This window comes from Pseudomonas sp. IT-P253 (genome assembly GCF_949768125.1).
Taxonomy (GTDB): Bacteria; Pseudomonadota; Gammaproteobacteria; order Pseudomonadales; family Pseudomonadaceae; genus Aquipseudomonas.
On the sequence record NZ_CATKPT010000029.1, the window covers coordinates 1 to 19,526 of the forward strand.

The following is a 19,526-nucleotide window of genomic DNA, read 5'->3' on the forward strand; positions in this document are numbered from 1 at the left end:
GTTTACTTAACTGATCGGCATTAGCCTCAAAGGGCGCCTTTTTTATGACTGCGATTCAGCGCCCCAACAACCGCGCCAGGCCGACATTCATCGATGTCTGCTGCGGGCAGGTAAACCGCTCCAGCAAACGCCGGTTGTTCGCCCGGGAATGACGGATGTCCCCGGAGCGTGCCGGGCCGTAGCTCACCGGCGGTAACGTGCCGACCACCGTTTCAAGGGCTTCAAGCAATTGCTTGAGCGTCGTGGCCTGGTTCCAGCCGACGTTGACTGCACCGACTTCGACCTGCGGTTCCTCGATGCCTTGCACCAGCAGAGCGACCAGGTCCTCGACGTACACAAAGTCGCGCGTCTGCTCGCCGTCGCCAAAGACAGTGATCGGCAGGCCTTTCTGTGCGCGCTCGCTGAAAATGCTGATCACCCCGGAGTACGGCGAGGACGGATCCTGACGCGGGCCGAAGATATTGAAGAAGCGGAAAATCACCGGTTCCAGCGCGTGCTGGCGACGGTAAAAATCGAAGTAGTGCTCGCTGGCCAACTTATCTGAAGCATACGGCGTCAACGGCGCCTTGGGCGTGTCTTCGTCGATCGACTCACCTTCGCCATTGTTACCGTAGACCGCCGCGCTGGACGCAAACAGCACTCGTTTGACGCCCGCCTGACGCATTGCCTCGCAGACGTTCAACGAGCCGATAAAGTTGCTCTGGTGAGTCTTCACCGGATCGTCCACCGAGGCCTGCACCGAAGCCACTGCCGCCAAATGCGCGACGGCGCTGCAACCGGTCACAGCCCGTGCCACCAGGGCGGCATCAGCGACGTCGCCCACGATCAATTCGACCCGGGGATTGTCCAGTGGCAGGTTGCTGCGTTTGCCGGTGGAAAGGTCATCGAGAATGCGCACCGAATGGCCCTTGGCGAGCAGGGCATCGGTCAAGTGCGAGCCGATGAAACCTGCACCGCCGGTGATTAAAACTGGACTGTCAACCATGGCGATAAAACCTATCCAATAAACTTGGGAGTGCCGCGCGCCAGGCGCGGGGTTTGATGCCGAATGTGTGCAAGATTTTCTTGCAGGCCAGTACCGCGTGTTGCGGCTCTTCGGCAGCGTCCGGGCGCGCAGCATGAGCCTGGGCGGTCGGCGCTTCGATGGCCAGCGGATGCAAACTGCGGGCTTCAGTAAGAATAGCCTGTCCCAGCGCCAGCGGCGTGGTCGCCTCATGCCCGGCGTAATGGTAGGTGCCCCATAGCGGCGCTGCGCAATCGAGTTGCTTGAGCACCGAAATGATCACCCGCGCCGCGTCATCCACCGGTGTTGGATTGCCCCGACGGTCGTCGGCCATCAGCAGTTCTTCAGGCAGTTCGGCCCGAGCGAGGAAACGTCCAAGGGTGCCATCTGGGCTGTCATCGAGCAGCCAGCCGAAACGCAGCAATACATGCTGCGGACAGGTAGCGCGCACGCTCTGCTCGATCCGCCACAATGCCTGACCGCGCAGGCCGAGCGGCACGGGTTCGTCCTTTTCGCTGTAGGCCGTTGCCCGCGAGCCGTCGAACACTCGATAACTCGAGGGTTGCAGCAGAATGATGTTGTGATGCTGGCACAGTTCGGCCAGACGCTCGATCGCGCGCTCTTGTCCGGCCAGACGCTGTTCGCTGACCGTCTCCGCCTGGAACCAGTCGAAGTAGTAGGCAAGGTTGATCAGCGCGTCCGGGCGCGTGTCGTCGAGCAGTTGCGTCAGGCTCGCGGCATCCCAGCCGTCTTGCGGTGGGCGGGGGGCGAGGAAACCGATGTCTTCCTCCGCACCGAGGCGAATCAGCGCCTGCCCAAGGGCATTTCCGCCGCCCAGTAACATAAGGCGCATTCGCATAGAGTCAGCAGGCCCAGTCTGATTGGAACGATGGCTTTATCGACACTGCCCGCAGGCGATGCCGTTGATAATTGCCGGAATCGTTGCATTTTGCGGGTTTAGTGCGCAACCGTCATCCGTAAAGTATAGATGTCCGGGTTTTGTGGTGCGGCCTCGGGCCCCATCGCGAGCAAGCTCGCTCCCACAGTGTTCTCTGTTGTTCACAGAAGATCCCTGTGGGAGCGAGCTTGCTCGCGATGGGGCCCGAGAAATTGGCGAAGGTCTTGAGCGGTACTTGCATCTTCCCCACCCTGCCCGCATAAATTACCTCATGAATCTGCCCATCCCCACGGACGCGGCCCTGGCAGGCTTCCACCCCGCTGTCAGTGCTTGGTTCAGCAATACCTTCCCGACGGTTACCGCCGCCCAGGCCCGGGCGTGGCCGCTGATTCGCCAGCGCCGCTCGACCCTGATCGCCGCGCCCACCGGTTCCGGCAAAACCCTCACCGCATTTCTCGCCGTCATCGACGACCTTGTCCACCAGGGATTGGCCAACGGCGGTCATTTACCCGACAAAACCCTGGTGGTCTACGTCTCGCCGCTTAAAGCCCTGTCCAATGACATTCAAATCAACCTGCAAGACCCGCTGGCCGGGATTACCGAGCAATTGCGGGGGATGGGCCTGCCGGAGTTGCAAATAAACACCGCCGTGCGCACCGGCGACACACCGCAAAAAGACCGCTCGGCGATGCGCAAGAACGCGCCGCACATTCTGGTGACGACCCCGGAATCACTTTACGTGTTGCTCGGCTCCGATTCCGGCCGGCAAATGCTTGGCACCGCGCGGACGGTGATCGTCGACGAAATCCACGCCATCGCCGCCAGCAAACGCGGCAGCCATCTCGCGCTAAGCCTCGAACGCTTGCAGGCGTTGTGCGCGCAACCGTTGATGCGCATCGGTTTGTCTGCCACGCAAAAACCCATCGAAGCGGTGTCGCGCTTTCTGGTGGGCCGCGACCGCCCTTGTGAAATCATCGACATCGGTCACGCCCGCCCGCGAGATCTGGACATCGAAGTGCCGCCAGTGCCGTTGTCGGCCGTAATGGCCAACGACGTCTGGGAGCTGGTCTACGACCGCCTTGCCGAACTCGCCCGCGAGCATCGAACGACGCTGGTTTTCGTCAACACCCGACGATTGGCCGAACGCTTGAGCCGGCATTTGAGCGAACGCCTTGGCAAGGACGCCGTGGCCGCCCATCACGGCAGCCTGGCCAAGGAATTTCGGCTCGACGCCGAACAACGGCTCAAACGCGGCGAGCTGCAGGTGCTGATCGCCACCGCGTCACTGGAACTGGGTATCGACATTGGCGACGTCGATCTGGTCTGCCAGATCGCTTCGCCGCGCTCGATTGCCGGCTTTCTGCAACGGGTCGGCCGCTCCGGGCACCAGGTCGGCGGCACGCCCAAAGGCCGATTGTTCGCCACCACCCGCGACGACTTGATCGAATGCACCGCGCTCCTCGATTGCGTGCGCCGGGGTGAACTCGACACCTTGCTGATCCCGGTCGCTCCGCTGGACGTACTGGCCCAGCAAATCATCGCCGAGGTCAGCTGCCAGGAATGGCAGGAGCAGGCACTGCTGGAGATGCTCCGCAGAGCCTCGCCCTATACCAAACTCGACGAAGACCATTATCAGGCGCTGCTGCGCATGCTGGCCGAGGGTTACAACGGTCGCCAAGGCATCCGTAGCGCTTACCTGCACCGCGACGCTGTGACACGTACCTTGCGCGGTCGCCGAGGCGCCAAACTGACCGCCGTGACCAGCGGCGGGACGATTCCGGACAACGCCGATTACAGCGTGCTGCTGGAGCCTCAAGGGCTGAACATCGGCAGCGTCAACGAAGACTTTGCGGTGGAAAGTATCGCCGGGGACATCTTCCAGTTGGGCAACACGTCCTACCGGATTTTGCGGGTCGAAACCGGCAAAGTCCGGGTCGAAGACGCCCAAGGCCAGCCGCCGACCATTCCGTTCTGGCTCGGTGAAGCGCCAGGGCGCAGCGCTGAACTGTCATTTGCCGTAGCGCGCCTGCAAGCGCAACTCGATGAGCTGCTCGGCGCCACACCCGGTAACGTGCAACCCGCCCTCGACTGGCTGACCGACACTCTCGGCCTGAACCTCGCCAGCGCCGAACAACTGGTGGAATACCTGGCCCGCGCGCGCCTGAGCCTCGGTGCCCTGCCCTCGCAGGACACGCTGCTGATGGAACGCTTTTTCGACGAGTCCGGCGGCACGCAATTGATCATTCACACGCCGTTCGGCAGCCGCATCAACCGCGCCTGGGGCCTGGCCTTGCGCAAACGCTTCTGCCGCACCTTCAACTTCGAATTGCAGGCCGCCGCCAGCGAGGACGCGATCGTGCTGTCGCTGTCCACCAGCCATAGCTTTGATCTTGATGACGTCTGGCGCTACGTGCACAGCAACACCGCCGAACACCTGCTGATTCAAGCGGTGCTGGAAGCGCCGCTGTTCGGCGTGCGCTGGCGCTGGAATGCCAGCGTCGCGCTGGCGTTGCCGCGGTATGCAGGCGGGCGCAAAGTGCCGCCGCAAATCCAGCGGATGAAAAGCGAAGACCTGATTGCCAGCGTGTTTCCCGATCAGATCGCCTGCGTGGAAAACCTCGCCGGCGAGCGCGAAATCCCTGAGCATCCGCTGGTGGAACAAACCCTCGACGATTGCCTGCATGAGGCAATGGACTGTGAGGGTTGGCTGGCGTTGTTGCGGCGCATGGAGAGCGGCGATGTGCGGCTGATCAGCCGCGACTTGCCGGCGCCCTCGCCCTTGGCCGCAGAAATTCTCAGCGCGCGGCCTTATACCTTTCTCGACGACGCGCCGCTGGAAGAGCGACGCACCCAGGCTGTGCTCAACCGGCGCTGGAGCGACCCGCAATCCACCGATGACCTCGGTGCACTGGACGCCGAGGCGATTCAAGCGGTGCGCGAAGAAGCCTGGCCAGCGCCGACTGGCGTCGATGAAATGCATGAGGCGCTGATGAGCCTTGCGTGCATCGCCGACACCGAGGCCCAAGCCAACCCGGATTGGCTCGACTGGCTGAACGCGTTGGCCGACAACGGCCGCGCCAGTCGTTTACAGATCAATGCCAAGCAGTCGCTATGGTTTCCACGGGAGCGGCTGACCTGCTTGCGGGCGATTTATCCACAGGCGATGTTGCTGCCACCGCTGGAAGCGCTGCCGGGCTTCGATGACAGGTGGGAGCCGGACGATGCGCTGCTGGAAGTGATCCGTGCGCGGCTCAGTGCGTTTGGTCCATTGCCGCTCAAAGCGATTGCCGAACCGCTCGGTTTACCGGCGACACACGTCACTCAGGCGCTGGCGCAACTGGAACGCGAAGGCTATGTGCTGCGCGGCCAATTTACGCCAGGGGCTACACAGGAGGAATGGTGCGAACGGCATTTACTTGCACGGATTCATCGCTACACGGTCAAGCGTCTGCGCCGGGAAATCGAGCCGGTAGCGTTGCAGGACTTCATGCGCTTTCTGTTCGACTGGCAGCACCTCTCCGCCGCGACGCAAGGCCAGGGCAGCGCGGTGTTGCCAGCGATCATCGGCCAGTTCGAAGGCTACCCCGCCGCCGCATCTGCCTGGGACAGCGACATCTTGCCGGCCCGGCTCAAGGGTTATTCGCCGGGTTGGCTGGATGATCTGTGCCGCAGCGGCAAACTGGTCTGGACCCGCCTGACCGCGCGCAACAAAAGCGCCAGCACGGCCCTGCGCAGCACGCCGATTGTGTTATTGCCGCGCAGCCAGGTCGGAGTGTGGAGCGGATTGACCGAGCAGACGTCAGCCAGCGAACTGTCGCCCAAAACGCAGAAAGTCTTTGAGGCACTTAGCCAACACGGCGCGCTGTTTTTTGATGAGTTGATTCATGAGGCGCATCTGCTGCGCTCGGAGCTGGAAACTGCTTTGCAGGAGCTGGTCGGCGCCGGACTGGTGAACGCCGACAGTTTCGCCGGTCTGCGGGCGCTGATAACGCCCGCCAGCAAACGACAGAACCGCAGCAGCCGACGCGGGCGTGGAGCGTTTATTGGCGGGATGGACGATGCCGGCCGCTGGGCTTTGTTGCGACGCGGCCCTGCCGCACCCATTGTGGATAACAAACGCCCGGCCCCCACACCGAGCGAGACCCTGGAGCATATCGCCCTGACGTTGCTTCGGCGCTACGGCGTGGTGTTCTGGCGCTTGCTGGAACGTGAGGCGGACTGGTTACCGAGTTGGCGTGAATTGTTGCGCACGTTTCATCGGCTGGAGGCCCGGGGCGAAATTCGTGGCGGGCGGTTTGTCAGTGGCCTGGCCGGTGAACAGTTCGCGCTGCCGGAAGCGATTCCGTTACTGCGGGAAGTACGGCGACGGCCACAGGACGGGAGTCTGATTGCGGTGTGCGGGGTTGATCCGCTGAACCTCGCCGGCACGCTTTTACCGGGAGCCAAAGTGCCGGCCTTGGCGAGTAATCGGCTGGTGTATCGCAATGGGTTGCCGGCGGCAGCCGAGATTGCGGGTAAACAGGTTTTCTGGCTGGAGCTGGATCAGCAATCCACTGCCGAATTGCACAATAAGCTGATCCGGCATTGATGGTGTTTGGGCGGCCCCCTTCGCGAGCAGGCTCGCTCCCACACTGAACCGTGTCTCGCCATTGATATTTGACCTCTGCGCAAATATCAAATGCCGATCCCAGTATTTTTCCGCACAACCTAAAACCTGACACTGCACTCCTGAAATCAATCCACCGGAGTTGCAGCCATGCCCATCGCCTTGCTCGCGCTGACCCTCAGCGCCTTCGCCATCGGGACGACCGAGTTCGTCATCGTTGGCTTGTTACCCACCATCGGCGCTGACCTCGGCGTCACCCTGCCGTCCGCCGGTCTGCTGGTCAGCCTTTATGCGTTGGGCGTTGCCGTTGGTGCGCCGGTGCTGACCGCCCTCACCGGTAAAGTCCCGCGCAAATTACTGCTGTTGTCGCTGATGGTGTTGTTCACCCTCGGCAACTTGCTGGCCTGGCAAGCGCCGAGTTACGAGTCGCTGGTCATTGCGCGAATCGTCACCGGTCTGGCCCACGGGGTGTTTTTCTCGATTGGTTCGACCATTGCCACCAGCCTGGTGCCGAAGGAAAAAGCCGCCAGCGCGATTGCAATCATGTTTACCGGTTTGACCGTGGCGCTGGTCACCGGCGTACCGCTTGGAACCTTTATCGGTCAACATATCGGCTGGCGTGAAACCTTCCTCGCCGTATCGGCATTGGGTGTGATCGCGTTCATCGGCAGCCTGCTTTACGTGCCGAATAACATCGCCCACAGCAAACCGGCGTCGCTGTTGCAGCAACTGCAGGTGCTCAAGCAACCGCGTCTGTTGCTGGTATATGCCATGACGGCGGTGGGTTACGGCGGCTCGTTCATCGCCTTCACGTTCCTCGCACCGATTCTTCAGGACATCTCCGGTTTCAGCGCCAGCACGGTCAGCCTGGTGCTGCTGGTCTACGGCCTCTCAGTGGCCGTCGGTAACCTCTGGGGCGGCAAACTGGCAGACAAACGCGGTCCGATCAGCGCCCTGAAAATCATCTTCGCCCTGCTCGCTGCAGTGCTGTTCGCGCTGACCTTCACCGCCGGCAATCCATGGCTGGCCTTGGCCACTGTGCTGGTCTGGGGTGCGGTCGCGTTCGGCAACGTGCCGGGTTTGCAGGTGTACGTGGTGCGCCAGGCTGAACATCACACGCCGCATGCGGTGGACGTAGCGTCTGGCCTGAACATCGCCGCGTTCAACCTCGGCATCGCCGGTGGTGCGTGGGGCGGCGGGTTGATCGTCGCTCACCTGGGGCTGATTCATACCGCATGGATCGGTGGCCTGGTGGTGCTGGTGGCGCTGGCACTCACGGCCTGGAGTGGTCGTCTTGATCGGTTGGGCCCGGTGTATGCCGAGCCACCCAAAGGCTCGTCCCGCCTCTTCGCCAGCCACTGACAAACCCTGTGGGAGCGAGCCTGCTCGCGAAGGCGGTAGCACATCCAGCATCGATGTCGCTGACAGACCGCTTTCGCGAGCAGGCTCGCACACATTCGATCGCCAGTGTTTTGTTGAACGTGTGCCGTCCGTAGTCCCGTCGAAACTTTCTCGCGTGCCCGACAGTCATCAAAGGACGGGGCAACCAGAGGACCACTGGAAGGGAGGCGACATGGCGGCGATTCACATTGGAATTTCAGGTTGGCGCTACACGCCTTGGAGGGGGGATTTCTACCCGAAGGGGCTGGCCCAGAAACGCGAATTGCAATTCGCCTCGCGGGCCGTCAACAGCATCGAAATCAATGGATCGTTTTACGCCCTGCAACGCCCCGAACGTTACGCCCAGTGGTACACAGAAACCCCGGCAGACTTCGTCTTCAGCGTCAAAGCCCCACGCTTCATTACCCACATCCGACGCCTGCGAGATATTCATAAGCCACTGGCGAATTTCTTTGCCTCCGGGGTACTGGAGCTCAAGGAAAAACTTGGCCCGATCCTCTGGCAATTTCCGCCCAATTTCAAATTCGATGCCGAGCTGTTCGAACGCTTTCTCGAACAGCTGCCCCGCGACACCGAGCAGGCCGCTGCCCTCGCCCGCCAGCACGACTCACACCTGCACGGTCACGCCAGCATGAAGGCTTACAAGAAAAGGCCGCTGCGCCATGCCGTCGAAATCAGGAACGAGACGTTTGTCGACCCCGCATTCGTTCGACTGCTCAAACGCTACAACGTGGCCCTCGTCATTGCTGACACCGCCGGAAAATGGCCGTATCACGAAGACCTGACCAGTGACTTCGTCTACCTGCGGTTACACGGTGCCGAAGAGCTCTACGCCAGCGGTTACACACCTCAAGCGCTGGATCGCTGGGGTGACCGGATCGACGCATGGAATCACGGTAGGCAACCTCGCGATCCGCACCTGATTGCCCCTGGGCAAAAACCCCAGGCACGCAAGTCCCGCGAAGTATTCTGCTATTTCGATAACGACATCAAAGTCCGCGCCCCCTTCGATGCCCGCCGCTTGCTCGAGCATTTCCACCTCGATAACGACTTGGTCACTGCCCCCGGCGAACCGGCTGCCGAAGGCGTGCTGCCATGAACACTTATGAGCCGTTAGACCCCGCCGACGATCATCCACGAACCATCGCCGCCGTGCGCCGTTTCACCGTGCTGACCATTAACACTCACAAGGGGTTTACCGCGCTCAACCGGCGTTTCATCCTGCCCGAGTTGCGTGAAGCGGTGCGCAGCGTGTCCGCCGACGTCGTGTTTTTGCAGGAGGTCCACGGCACCCACTAGCATCATCCTCAGCGTTACAGCAATTGGCCGACGATGCCGCAATACGAATTCCTCGCCGACACCCTGTGGCCGCAGTTCGCCTATGGGCGCAACGCTGTCTACCCGGCAGGTGATCACGGCAATGCGCTGTTGTCGAAATTCCAGATTGTTCGTCACGACAACCTGGACATTTCCATCAGCGGCCATGAGACCCGCGGCCTCTTGCATTGCGTACTGCGACTGCCCGGTAACGGGCCGGAAGTGCATGCGATTTGCGTCCATTTGGGCTTGCGTGAAACTCATCGCAAGAAGCAACTCAAGCTGCTGGCCCAGCGCCTCGAAGCGTTACCGGCCGATGCCCGGGTGATCGTCGCCGGCGACTTCAACGACTGGCGCCAGCGGGCCGATGCGTTGCTCAAGCCTTGTGGCTTACTGGAAGTATTCGCCGAACAACACGGCAAACCGGCGCGCAGTTTTCCGGCTCGAATGCCGGCGTTACGTCTGGACCGAATTTACGTACGTAACCTCAAAGCCAGCCGCCCGCAAGTGCTGGCGGCGCGGCCCTGGTCACACCTTTCCGACCACGCATCGCTGTCGGTGGAGATTGAGCTATGAGCACTCCATCGATGGAAAAAGCCACGGCACAACAGATTGCCGCACCGCCAAGGGGCGAGCCGGCAGCAGTCGACGTGGAATATGGCTGGCACGGCAACAACCGGGTCGATCTGCTGGAAAATGGTGAAGAATATTTTCCCCGGGTATTTGAAGTGCTGCGTCAGGCCCAGAATGAAATCCTGCTGGAAACTTTCATTTTGCTCGAGGACAAAGTCGGCAATGAACTGCAGCAGATTTTGATCGAAGCAGCGCAACGCGGCGTGCGCATCACCGTCAGCCTTGACGGTTTCGGTTGCGCTGAGTTGAGCGTCGGGTTTCTCGCCGCCCTGAGTGAAGCCGGTGTGCACCTCCAGATATTCGACCCGGCACCAAAGCATCTGGGCATCCGCACCAACTGGTTCCGCCGCCTGCACCGCAAAATCGTGGTAGTCGACGGCACGATTGCGTTCCTCGGCGGGATCAACTTTTCCGCTGACCATTTGGGCGACTTCGGGCCCGAGGCGAAACAGGACTACTCCGTTGAAGTGCAAGGCCCGGCGGTGGCCGACATTCATCACTTCGCGTTGCTGCAAAGCGGTCGCCCGGTTCACGCCAAATATTGGTGGCAACGTCGACAGCAACGCCGTTCGGAGCTCGCGTTCAGCGATCACGACGGTCAGGTTCGGCTGGTGTACCGCGACAACGGCGACCATCGAACCGACATCGAAGAGGTTTACCGGCTGGTACTGCGCAGCGCCCAACGGCGGGTGGTCATCGCCAACGCGTATTTCTTCCCCGGCTATCGCTTGCTTCGCGAGATCCGCAACGCTGCCCGTCGAGGCGTTGATGTGCGGCTGATTCTGCAAGGTCAGCCCGATATGCTGGTGGCCAAACTGGCCGCGCGCATGACCTATGACTACCTGCTCAAGTCCGGCGTGCAGATTCACGAATATTGCGAGCGCCCGCTGCACGGCAAGGTCGCGCTGGTGGACGAAGACTGGTGCACCGTCGGCTCCAGCAACCTCGACCCGTTGAGTCTGTCAATGAACCTGGAAGCCAACGTGTTAATCCGCGACCGGGCCTTCAACCGAAAACTGTTCCAACGCCTCGAAACGTTGAGCAATAACCATTGCAAAGCCATAACTGCAGACACGTCGCCGCGCGGACGCGTCTGGCACATGACCGTCGGCTTTCTGGTGTTTCACTTCCTGCGGCATTTTCCCGCCTGGGCCGGCTGGCTGCCTGCACACAAACCGCGGCTGAAACCTTTCGCCCATCCGCCGAGAGTGAAACCTGAAGTGCCACTCTGATGCGCACCCGTCAGGGTGATTGCGAGGACGCCTTCGCAGGCAGGCTCCCACCATTGATCACGGTTTCTTGTGGGAGCGAGCCTGCTCGCGAAGGATCGAAAGAACGCCGCAAATCTTAGCTGGATTGAATAATGCTCAACCGCTCGCCAACCACCATTTCGGTGATCCAGCCCACCAGGATCGAGGTGTACGCCTGTTGGGAAATCGGATCGGTCAACGCGTGGTCTGCGCCGTCAATAATGCGATGGGTCATTGAATGCGTCTGCTGACAGGCAGCGCGGTAACTCATGATGGTTGCATGGGGCACATAGTCGTCGATCTCGGACTGCACCAGCAGCACATCCCCGGTAAATTGCGAACACGCGTGCAGCGCACGATTGCTCTCGGCACGGACAAGTGTGCTGCGGTAATCGCGTAAATCAGACTTGTCCAGGTCTCGCTTTGGCGTGTGCCATTGCTCATCGCGATACAGTGCCGGCACCCGTAGCGCCAGCCAGCGAACCGGGCGCAACGAGGTCAGGATCGAGGCCAGGTAACCGCCGTAACTGGTGCCGACCACCGCAATGGCGGATGTGTCGAGCGCAGGGTGAGCGAGCAAACGGTCATACGCTGCGAGCAGATCACGCAGGTTGTCTTCCCGGGTCACGCGAGACAGGGCCAGACCTTTGCCGCCAGTGTGCCCACGCAAGTCGAACGTCAGGCACACACACCCGAGGCCCGCGATGCCTTTGGCCCGCTCCAGGTCTCGCTCCTGGCTGCCGCCCCAACCGTGCACGAACAGGACACCGGGAACTTTTGATTTGGGACTGAGAAAAGTCCCGATCATCTGTTCGTCGTCGATGTCGATCTGAATGGTTTCGCTTCTAGCCGTCATAGGATTTGACCATTACGTACTTGAGAAGAAAGTCACTGTTTTGCGCCGGCCCACGGTAGACCTCGATGGCGCCCGTTGGCAGCGATTGATCGATATAGGTTTCCACCGAAGACACGCGAATCGCGCGCATGCCCGAATCGTTGACGAAGCTTTGCAATGCCGCCACTTCGGCGCTGCTGGCCCCGCCGATGCGCCACGACTGTTCGAGCACGCCGCTGCGCTGTTTACCGTTGCTGTCCAGACCTTGGGCAATGTCGTAGTTGCGTCGCGAGGCGTAGAAACCGGGATAGGCCTCATCCGCGGCGCTGTCGAAGACTTGGGCCTGCCGGATTGCCAGCCGCATATCGTCCGGCAGATCCAGCGCCAGCAAGTCATCGTAATTGCCCTGCACCACCAGCAGGTTGGAACCTCCATAAACCCGCTCGCCCTGACCATCTTCGGTCAAATATTGATCACCGCAGTAACTCAGCACCTTGTCACCGATAACGCTCTGGCCGACGCTGTGGGTGATCACGTGGTCCAGCTCCTGCTCCAGCACCACACCGCCGGTAAAGAGAGTTTTGGCATCGGGTCTGGCGAGGATGGCATCGAACTGCTCGAGGCTTTGAATCACTTCCTGACCGCGACCGGCGCTGGAATAAATCGGCTTCATGCGAATCGGACCGCTATAGAGCAGGTGTTCTGCAGCAGGCCGCGCATCGTCCAGGGAGAACACACTCAGCCCCTCCAGCACCACGTTGCGCACGCGTTCGGAAAACAACGGTGACCAGCCTTCGGGGGCAAACGCATTTTTGTTGCGTAAGCCGTGGCTGATGGCTTTGGTACAAATGAAATCATGCTCGACGTAGCCCCCCCACAAATCTTCCGGCCCTTTGACACCCAATTGTCGAGCCGCAGCAACGCCGACCAGGGTCTGGGTTGGCAGCAGGTAAAGGTCTCGGCCATTGTGACGTTCGGGGTCGTAACTGCCGCCGTATTTGAGCCCGACAATGTGTGCAAGCCAACGCGCCAGCGCACGATTGGTTTCGACTTCGTGCAGCGGAGCGTCTGGGCACACTGAATGGGCGACCACCAGTTTCTTGCGGTTTGTTGGGGTCATGCATCCCCCTTCAATCTGTACTTGATGAATATAGTTGAAAGGGTGCAGAGATCAGGCCAAGGGGTGGCTTCGTGAAACGGCTTTCGAATCAGCTGGTTGCGGAAAGCGTGATGGCATCACGCCTGTTTTATTCTGCACGACGCCCTCCAGGACTCCGGCATTTTGCACGATTCAAGCCTGGCGATATCCCTGTGGGAGCGAGCTTGCTCGCGATAGCGGTGTGTCAGACTTCATCAATATTGAAAGTTATGGCCCCATCGTCGGAACGCCGCCCGGAGCAAGCTCGCTCCCACAGGGGATTTAGAGTGACGCTGGCTATCGAGCCACACCAGCGGTCGAAGTCACCCCAAACCGTGTCCGATATTCACTCGGCGCCAGCCCGGTAATCTTCTTGAAGATCGCGCGAAACGCACTCGGGTCCTGGTAGCCGACGGTCCAGGCAATGTGATCGATCGTGCCATTGGTGAACTCGAGCATTTCCCGGGCCTTGCCGACTCGCAGGTGTTGGCAGTATTCGGTGGGTTTGAGCCCGGTCGCCGCGCGGAATCGACGCAGGAAGGTGCGCTCTTCCAGCCCTGCCCGGTCGGTCATTGCCGCCAGCGACACATCGGTCGCTCCAGTGCTTTGCAGCCAGTGTTGGACTTTGAGAATCGACGCGTCGCCATGGCTGAGAATCGGTGCAAAGTTGCTGCCGCATTCACTCGCACTGTCGCTATGTTCCACCACCAGAAAACGCGCGGTGCCGGTAGCAATGCTCGGCCCCAACAAACGATCCACCAGGCGCAAGCCCAGCGCGGACCAGGCCATCAGCCCCGCCGTCGTGATCAGGTCGCCGTCATCGACAATGGGCGTATCGGCCTTGAGCTTGATCGCCGGGTACCGCTCGGCGAAGGTTTTGGCCGATGTCCAGTGAGTGGTGGCACTGCGACCGTCGAGCAGGCCGCTTTCGGCCAACAGTATCGAGCCCACGCACACGCCGCCGAGGGTCGCGCCTTGTGCATGTTGCTGACGAATCCAGCGGAGCAAGCCTTGCGGCGCCTGGCCTTCAGAAAATCCGCCAATCGACGGCGGAATCAACACCGCCACTAATGCGCCGTCCGGGGCGGGATGGCTGTCGTAAACGCGTTCAGGCAGCTGATCGCCATCGACCTGCCAATGACTGACCCGCAGCAACGGCAACTGCGCAGCCCGATGTTCGGCAGCAATCCGGTTAGCCACTCCGAACAAATCCGTTAACCCATGCACCGCGGCCATCTGCGCGCCGGGATAGATCAACACGCCCAGCTCGGCGACTGCCCTTTCTACACTCATTGTCAGTTTTCCCCCTTCTAATGTCGGTGCGGCCAATCCTCGGACGGCCTGCCAGACCCAATACTTCACTCCATACCCAACAAGCACTTCGAGGAAACAGTCATGGCCAAGCAAGCACTCATCCTAGTCGATATCCAAAACGACTACTTCCCCCAAGGCAAGTGGCCGCTGGCGGGCGCCGAGGCCGCCGCCGACAACGCCGCCCGTCTGCTCACGGCCTTTCGTGACGCCGAAAAACCGGTGGTGCACATCCGCCACGAATTCACTTCCGACGCCGCGCCGTTCTTCACCCCGGGCTCCGAAGGCGCGAAGCTGCACCCCAAAGTCCTTAATCGCGCCGACGAGCCGGTAGTGCTCAAGCACTTCGTCAACTCGTTCCGCGAAACCGAACTGAAATCGATCCTCGACGAACAAGGCATTAAGGAGTTGGTAGTTGTCGGCAGCATGAGCCACATGTGCGTCGACGGCATCACCCGCGCCGCCGCTGACTTTGGCTACACCGTCACGGTGATTCACGATGCCTGTGCCTCCCGGGACCTGGAATTCAACGGAGTCACCGTTGCGGCTGCTCACGTTCACGCAGCCTTCATGTCGGCCTTGGGGTTTGCCTATGCAAGCGTGGTGTCCACTGACGAGTTCCTGGCGGCGCATCATTGATCAACGCTTCGGCGTCGGGTGCTGCAATCCGACGCTCCCGAAACAAAGAAGGCCAGTTGCGTACGCACGTGACTGGCCTTTTTTCTGAGACTTACGGCCGAAAAGCCGGATAATGGCGGCCAAATCGTCTAGCCCGTTATTCTGGTAATCCCCCATGGAAATCAAGGTCAACTTTCTCGACAACCTTCGGCTTGAAGCCAAGTTCGATGACTTCACGGTGGTGGCCGATCAACCTATCCGCTATAAGGGCGATGGCTCGGCACCCGGTCCGTTCGACTACTTCCTGGCGTCGTCGGCGTTGTGTGCCGCCTACTTTGTGAAGTTGTATTGCAGCACGCGCAATATCCCCACGGATAACATCCGCCTGTCGCAGAACAATATTGTTGACCCGGAAAACCGCTACAACCAGATTTTCAAGATCCAGGTCGAATTGCCGGCGGACATCTCCGACAAGGACCGCCAGGGCATCCTGCGCTCCATCGACCGTTGCACCGTGAAAAAAGTGGTGCAAGCCGGGCCTGAGTTTGTGATCGAAGAGGTGGAAAACCTCGACGCCGATGCCCAGGCGTTGTTGATGCCTGCGTCTAATTCAGAGGCGAGCACTTATATTGCGGGCAAGGATCTGCCGCTGGAGCAAACCATCGCCAATATGTCGGCCATTCTGGCGGACCTGGGCATGAAGATTGAAATCGCCTCGTGGCGCAATATCGTGCCCAATGTGTGGTCGCTGCATATCCGCGATGCCCACTCGCCGATGTGCTTTACCAACGGCAAGGGTGCGACCAAGGAAGGCGCGTTAGCGTCGGCGTTGGGCGAGTTTATCGAGCGACTCAACTGCAACTTCTTCTACAACGATCAGTTCTGGGGCGAAGACATCGCCAATGCGGCGTTTGTGCATTACCCGAACGAGCGCTGGTTCAAGCCCGGCCGCAAAGACGCATTGCCGACTGAAATTCTCGACGAGTACTGCCTGAGGATTTACAACCGCGACGGCGAACTGCGCGGCTCCCATCTGATCGATACCAACTCGGGCAACGAAGAGCGCGGTATCTGCTCACTGCCCTACGTGCGCCAGTCGGACGGCGAGGTGGTGTACTTCCCGTCCAACCTGATTGAAAACCTGTACCTGAGCAACGGCATGAGCGCCGGGAATACGCTGGCCGAAGCCCAGGTCCAGTGCCTGTCGGAGATCTTCGAGCGCGCGGTAAAACGCGAAATCATCGAAGGTGAATTTGCACTGCCGGATGTGCCAGCCCACGTGCTCGCGAAGTACCCCGGGATATTGGCCGGTATTCAGGCGCTGGAAGAGCAAGGGTTCCCCGTGTTGGTGAAGGATGCGTCCCTGGGGGGTGAATTCCCGGTGATGTGCGTCACATTGATGAACCCGCGTACCGGCGGTGTGTTCGCCTCGTTCGGTGCGCACCCGAGCCTGGAAGTGGCGCTGGAACGCAGCCTGACCGAATTGTTGCAGGGCCGCAGCTTCGAAGGCCTCAACGACTTGCCCCAGCCGACCTTTGAAGGTCATGCGGTGACCGAGCCGAATAACTTCGTTGAGCACTTTATCGACTCCAGCGGCGTGGTGTCGTGGCGCTTCTTCAGTGCCAAATCGGATTACGAATTCGTGGAGTGGGACTTCTCCGGCCAGGGTGAGAACTCGAATGCCGAGGAAGCCGCGACCTTGTTCGGTATTCTCAAAGGCATGGGCAAGGAAGTGTACATGGCGGTCTACGAGCATATCGGCGCAACGGCCTGCCGCATTCTGGTGCCGGACTATTCGGAAATTTATCCAATAGACGATCTGATCTGGGATAACACTAACAAAGCGCTGTTCTTCCGCACCGATATCCTGAACCTGCATCGCCTGGACGAAGAGGAACTGCAAGCGCTGGTTGAGCGTCTGGTGGAAAGTGAGCTGGACGACTACACCGACATCACCTCCTTGATCGGCATCGAATTTGACGACAATACGGCCTGGGGTCAGCTGACGATCCTGGAGTTGAAGCTTCTGATCTATCTCGCCTTGCAGCAATTTGAAGAGGCGAAAGAGGCGGTGGAAATGTTCCTGCAGTACAACGACAACACGGTTGAGCGTGGTTTGTTCTACCAGGCCGTCAATGTGGTGCTGGAGATGAAGCTCGACGAAGACCTGGAACTGGAGGACTTCGAGGCCAATTTCCGCCGGATGTTTGGCAACGAGCGGATGGATGCAGCGATCGGATCGGTGGACGGCAGCGTGCGCTTCCACGGCTTGACGCCTACGAGCATAAAACTGGAGGGGCTCGATAGACACCTGCGCCTGATCGACAGCTACAAAAAATTGCACATGGCGCGAGCCAATGTGACCGCTCTGTCCCGTTAACAGCGCCAACAAAAAAGCGAAGCCAGATCAATGGCTTCGCTTTTTTTGTTTACGGTTCTGAAAAAAGCAGCAAATTAGAACGGGATATCATCATCAAAGCTGTCGAAATCCGGAGCCGGTTGCGGAGCTGCCTGCTGTGGAGGCGGAGCCTGACGCGACTGTTGCGGTGCCGACTGTTGTGGACGCGGAGCCTGCTGGCGTGGAGCCGGAGCGGACTGCTGGTAGTTGTTACCCCCGCCTTGCTGGTCGCCCTGTTGTGGACGGCCGCCCAGCAGTTGCATGGTGCCTTGCATGTCGACCACGATTTCAGTGGTGTAACGCTTGATACCGTCTTTTTCCCACTCGCGGGTCTGCAGCTTGCCTTCGATGTAGACCTGCGAACCCTTACGCAGGTATTCGCCGGCGATTTCCGCCACCTTGCCGAACATCGACACACGGTGCCATTCGGTCTTCTCGACCTTCTGGCCGGTTTGCTTGTCGGTCCATTGTTCACTGGTCGCCAGACTCAGGTTGGTCACGGCGTTACCGTTAGGCAGGTAGCGAACTTCGGGATCCTGGCCGCAAGTGCCGACCAATATGACTTTGTTAACCCCACGGGCCATAACGTTCTCCTAGGCTTCGCACGCAGCTGAGGCCGGGTTGTTCACCAGACGCTCGAGGGTGGTGCGATCCAATAGTTCTGTGTCCAATTTGATGTAAATGGCCGCTTCATCAGCGACTATCACTGCATCTGTTACCCCTACGAGGGCCTTCAGGCGCTCGACCAGACCCGCTTCGCGGATCGCCTCGGGCGACAACGGCAAGCGCAGGCTCGTCACGTAGGGAGGTTCGCGCATGGTAACAGCAAAGGCCAACCAGAGGGCAGCCAGCCCGGCACATCCCAGGAACACAACCGACAAACCGCCATGCTGGAACATCCAGCCGCCGAGGATACCGCCCAGTGCCGAACCGAGGAACTGGCTGGTGGAATACACCCCCATTGCCGTGCCCTTGCCACCTGCCGGTGAAACTTTGCTGATCAGCGATGGCAACGAAGCTTCCAGCAGATTGAACGCGGTAAAGAACACCACCGTCCCGATCACCAGAGCCCGCAAGCTATCGCCGAACTGCCAGAAGAATAGCTCAGTGAGCATCAGCGTCAGCACGGCGCCCAATAAAACTCGTTTCATTTTGCGTTTCTTCTCGCCGTAGATAATGAACGGGATCATGGCGAAGAAGGAAATCAGCAGTGCGGTCAGGTACACCCACCAGTGCTGCTCTTTAGGCAGCCCGGCTTTTTCGACCAAGGCCAGCGGCAATGCAACGAAGCTCGACATCAACATCGCGTGCAACACAAAAATGCCCAGGTCCAGGCGCAGCAGATCCGGGTGCTTGAGTGTCGGTATCAGCGCCTGGCGCGCGACACCGGATTCTCGATGCTGCAATGGCCCGGTGGCGCGCGGGACCATGAACATCACGATCACAATGCCAAACAACGCCATGCCGCCAGTGGCGAGAAACAGCCCGGACAGGCCGAAGGCGCGAGTCAGCAGCGGTCCTACAACCATGGCGACAGCGAACGACAGACCAATCGTCATGCCGATCATGGCCATTGCTTTCGTCCGGTGCTGTTCCCGGGTCAGGTCTGACAGCAACGCCATGACCGCCGCGGAAATGGCCCCGGCCCCCTGCAGGACTCGTCCGGCAATGACGCCCCAGATCGAATCGGCATTGGCCGCCAGCACGCTACCGAGGGCGAAGACGACCAGCCCCAGATAGATCACCGGACGGCGACCGATACGGTCGGAAATGAAGCCAAAAGGAATTTGAAAGATCGCCTGGGTCAGGCCGTAAGCGCCAATCGCCAGCCCGATGAGGGCCGGGGTCGCTCCTGCCAGATCCATCCCATAGGTTGCCAGTACCGGCAATACCATGAACATGCCAAGCATACGGAAGGCGAACACCAGGGCTAGACCGCTTGCTGCGCGGGTCTCACTGCCACTCATGCGTTCGCTGTGGGGATCGTGCATGGAAAAACCTCATGTGAACCGGCGGCGATTCTACCAGTCCCATCGGTTGACGGGGTATATCGCGACGCTTTGCCGCGCTCTGCTGACAGACTCTTCATGAAAGACAATAACCCGCTTATTCGATAGT

General features: G+C 60.2%; 13 protein-coding genes and 1 pseudogene. 7 read left to right on the forward strand and 7 right to left on the reverse strand.

The features are described 5' to 3' along the window. Positions 1-55 precede the first annotated feature (55 nt). Both ACM6IR_RS16270 and ACM6IR_RS16275 read right to left on the reverse strand, forming a co-directional pair. Positions 56-985, reverse strand: a complete 930-nt coding sequence (locus tag ACM6IR_RS16270) for an NAD-dependent epimerase/dehydratase family protein (protein ID WP_414908676.1) — start codon at positions 983-985, stop codon at positions 56-58. After that, positions 978-1,862, reverse strand: coding sequence for a sugar nucleotide-binding protein (locus tag ACM6IR_RS16275; RefSeq protein ID WP_414908677.1), 885 nt, complete (start codon positions 1,860-1,862; stop codon positions 978-980). The genes ACM6IR_RS16270 and ACM6IR_RS16275 overlap by 8 nt, the downstream gene beginning before the upstream one ends. Before the next feature lie 310 nt (positions 1,863-2,172). Here ACM6IR_RS16275 and ACM6IR_RS16280 point away from each other — a divergent pair, with 310 nt between their 5' ends. From ACM6IR_RS16280 to clsB, 5 genes and pseudogenes are all read left to right on the forward strand, one after another. Then, the gene (locus tag ACM6IR_RS16280) at positions 2,173-6,489 is read left to right on the forward strand and encodes a DEAD/DEAH box helicase (RefSeq protein ID WP_414908678.1); all 4,317 of its coding nucleotides are present in this window, start codon (positions 2,173-2,175) and stop codon (positions 6,487-6,489) included. A gap of 168 nt (positions 6,490-6,657) precedes the next feature. Further along, entirely contained in the window at positions 6,658-7,869 is a 1,212-nt protein-coding gene (locus ACM6IR_RS16285; RefSeq protein WP_414908679.1) for an MFS transporter, read from the forward strand. Between the two features lie 211 nt (positions 7,870-8,080). Next, entirely contained in the window at positions 8,081-9,007 is a 927-nt protein-coding gene (locus ACM6IR_RS16290; RefSeq protein ID WP_414908680.1) for a DUF72 domain-containing protein, read from the forward strand. Further along, positions 9,004-9,801: pseudogene (locus ACM6IR_RS16295) on the forward strand (endonuclease/exonuclease/phosphatase family protein). Before ACM6IR_RS16290 ends, ACM6IR_RS16295 begins: the two are co-directional and overlap by 4 nt. Beyond that, the gene (gene clsB / locus ACM6IR_RS16300; RefSeq protein ID WP_414908681.1) at positions 9,798-11,090 is read left to right on the forward strand and encodes a cardiolipin synthase ClsB; all 1,293 of its coding nucleotides are present in this window, start codon (positions 9,798-9,800) and stop codon (positions 11,088-11,090) included. Before ACM6IR_RS16295 ends, clsB begins: the two are co-directional and overlap by 4 nt. A gap of 115 nt (positions 11,091-11,205) precedes the next feature. Here the strand turns inward: clsB and ACM6IR_RS16305 are convergent, their stop codons facing one another. The 3 genes from ACM6IR_RS16305 to ACM6IR_RS16315 all read right to left on the reverse strand — a co-directional run bounded on the left by ACM6IR_RS16305 (position 11,206) and on the right by ACM6IR_RS16315 (position 14,374). Continuing rightward, positions 11,206-11,964, reverse strand: a complete 759-nt coding sequence (locus ACM6IR_RS16305; protein ID WP_414908682.1) for an alpha/beta hydrolase family protein — start codon at positions 11,962-11,964, stop codon at positions 11,206-11,208. Next, positions 11,954-13,063: a DUF3182 family protein gene (locus ACM6IR_RS16310; protein ID WP_414908683.1), complete on the reverse strand. Its 1,110-nt coding sequence runs from the start codon at positions 13,061-13,063 to the stop codon at positions 11,954-11,956. The genes ACM6IR_RS16305 and ACM6IR_RS16310 overlap by 11 nt, the downstream gene beginning before the upstream one ends. Before the next feature lie 315 nt (positions 13,064-13,378). Then, a complete protein-coding gene (locus ACM6IR_RS16315) occupies positions 13,379-14,374 on the reverse strand; it encodes a GlxA family transcriptional regulator (RefSeq protein ID WP_414908684.1) in 996 nt (331 codons plus the stop codon). Positions 14,375-14,476: 102 nt separating this feature from the next. Here ACM6IR_RS16315 and ACM6IR_RS16320 point away from each other — a divergent pair, with 102 nt between their 5' ends. Continuing rightward, the gene (locus tag ACM6IR_RS16320; protein WP_414908685.1) at positions 14,477-15,031 is read left to right on the forward strand and encodes a cysteine hydrolase family protein; all 555 of its coding nucleotides are present in this window, start codon (positions 14,477-14,479) and stop codon (positions 15,029-15,031) included. Positions 15,032-15,185: 154 nt separating this feature from the next. Next, entirely contained in the window at positions 15,186-17,390 is a 2,205-nt protein-coding gene (locus tag ACM6IR_RS16325; RefSeq protein ID WP_414908686.1) for an OsmC domain/YcaO domain-containing protein, read from the forward strand. A 74-nt stretch (positions 17,391-17,464) separates the two neighbouring features. Here the strand turns inward: ACM6IR_RS16325 and ACM6IR_RS16330 are convergent, their stop codons facing one another. After that, positions 17,465-17,992: a single-stranded DNA-binding protein gene (locus ACM6IR_RS16330; RefSeq protein WP_010467282.1), complete on the reverse strand. Its 528-nt coding sequence runs from the start codon at positions 17,990-17,992 to the stop codon at positions 17,465-17,467. A gap of 9 nt (positions 17,993-18,001) precedes the next feature. Next, a complete protein-coding gene (locus ACM6IR_RS16335) occupies positions 18,002-19,399 on the reverse strand; it encodes an MFS transporter (protein WP_414908687.1) in 1,398 nt (465 codons plus the stop codon). Between the last annotated feature and the right edge of the window lie 127 nt (positions 19,400-19,526).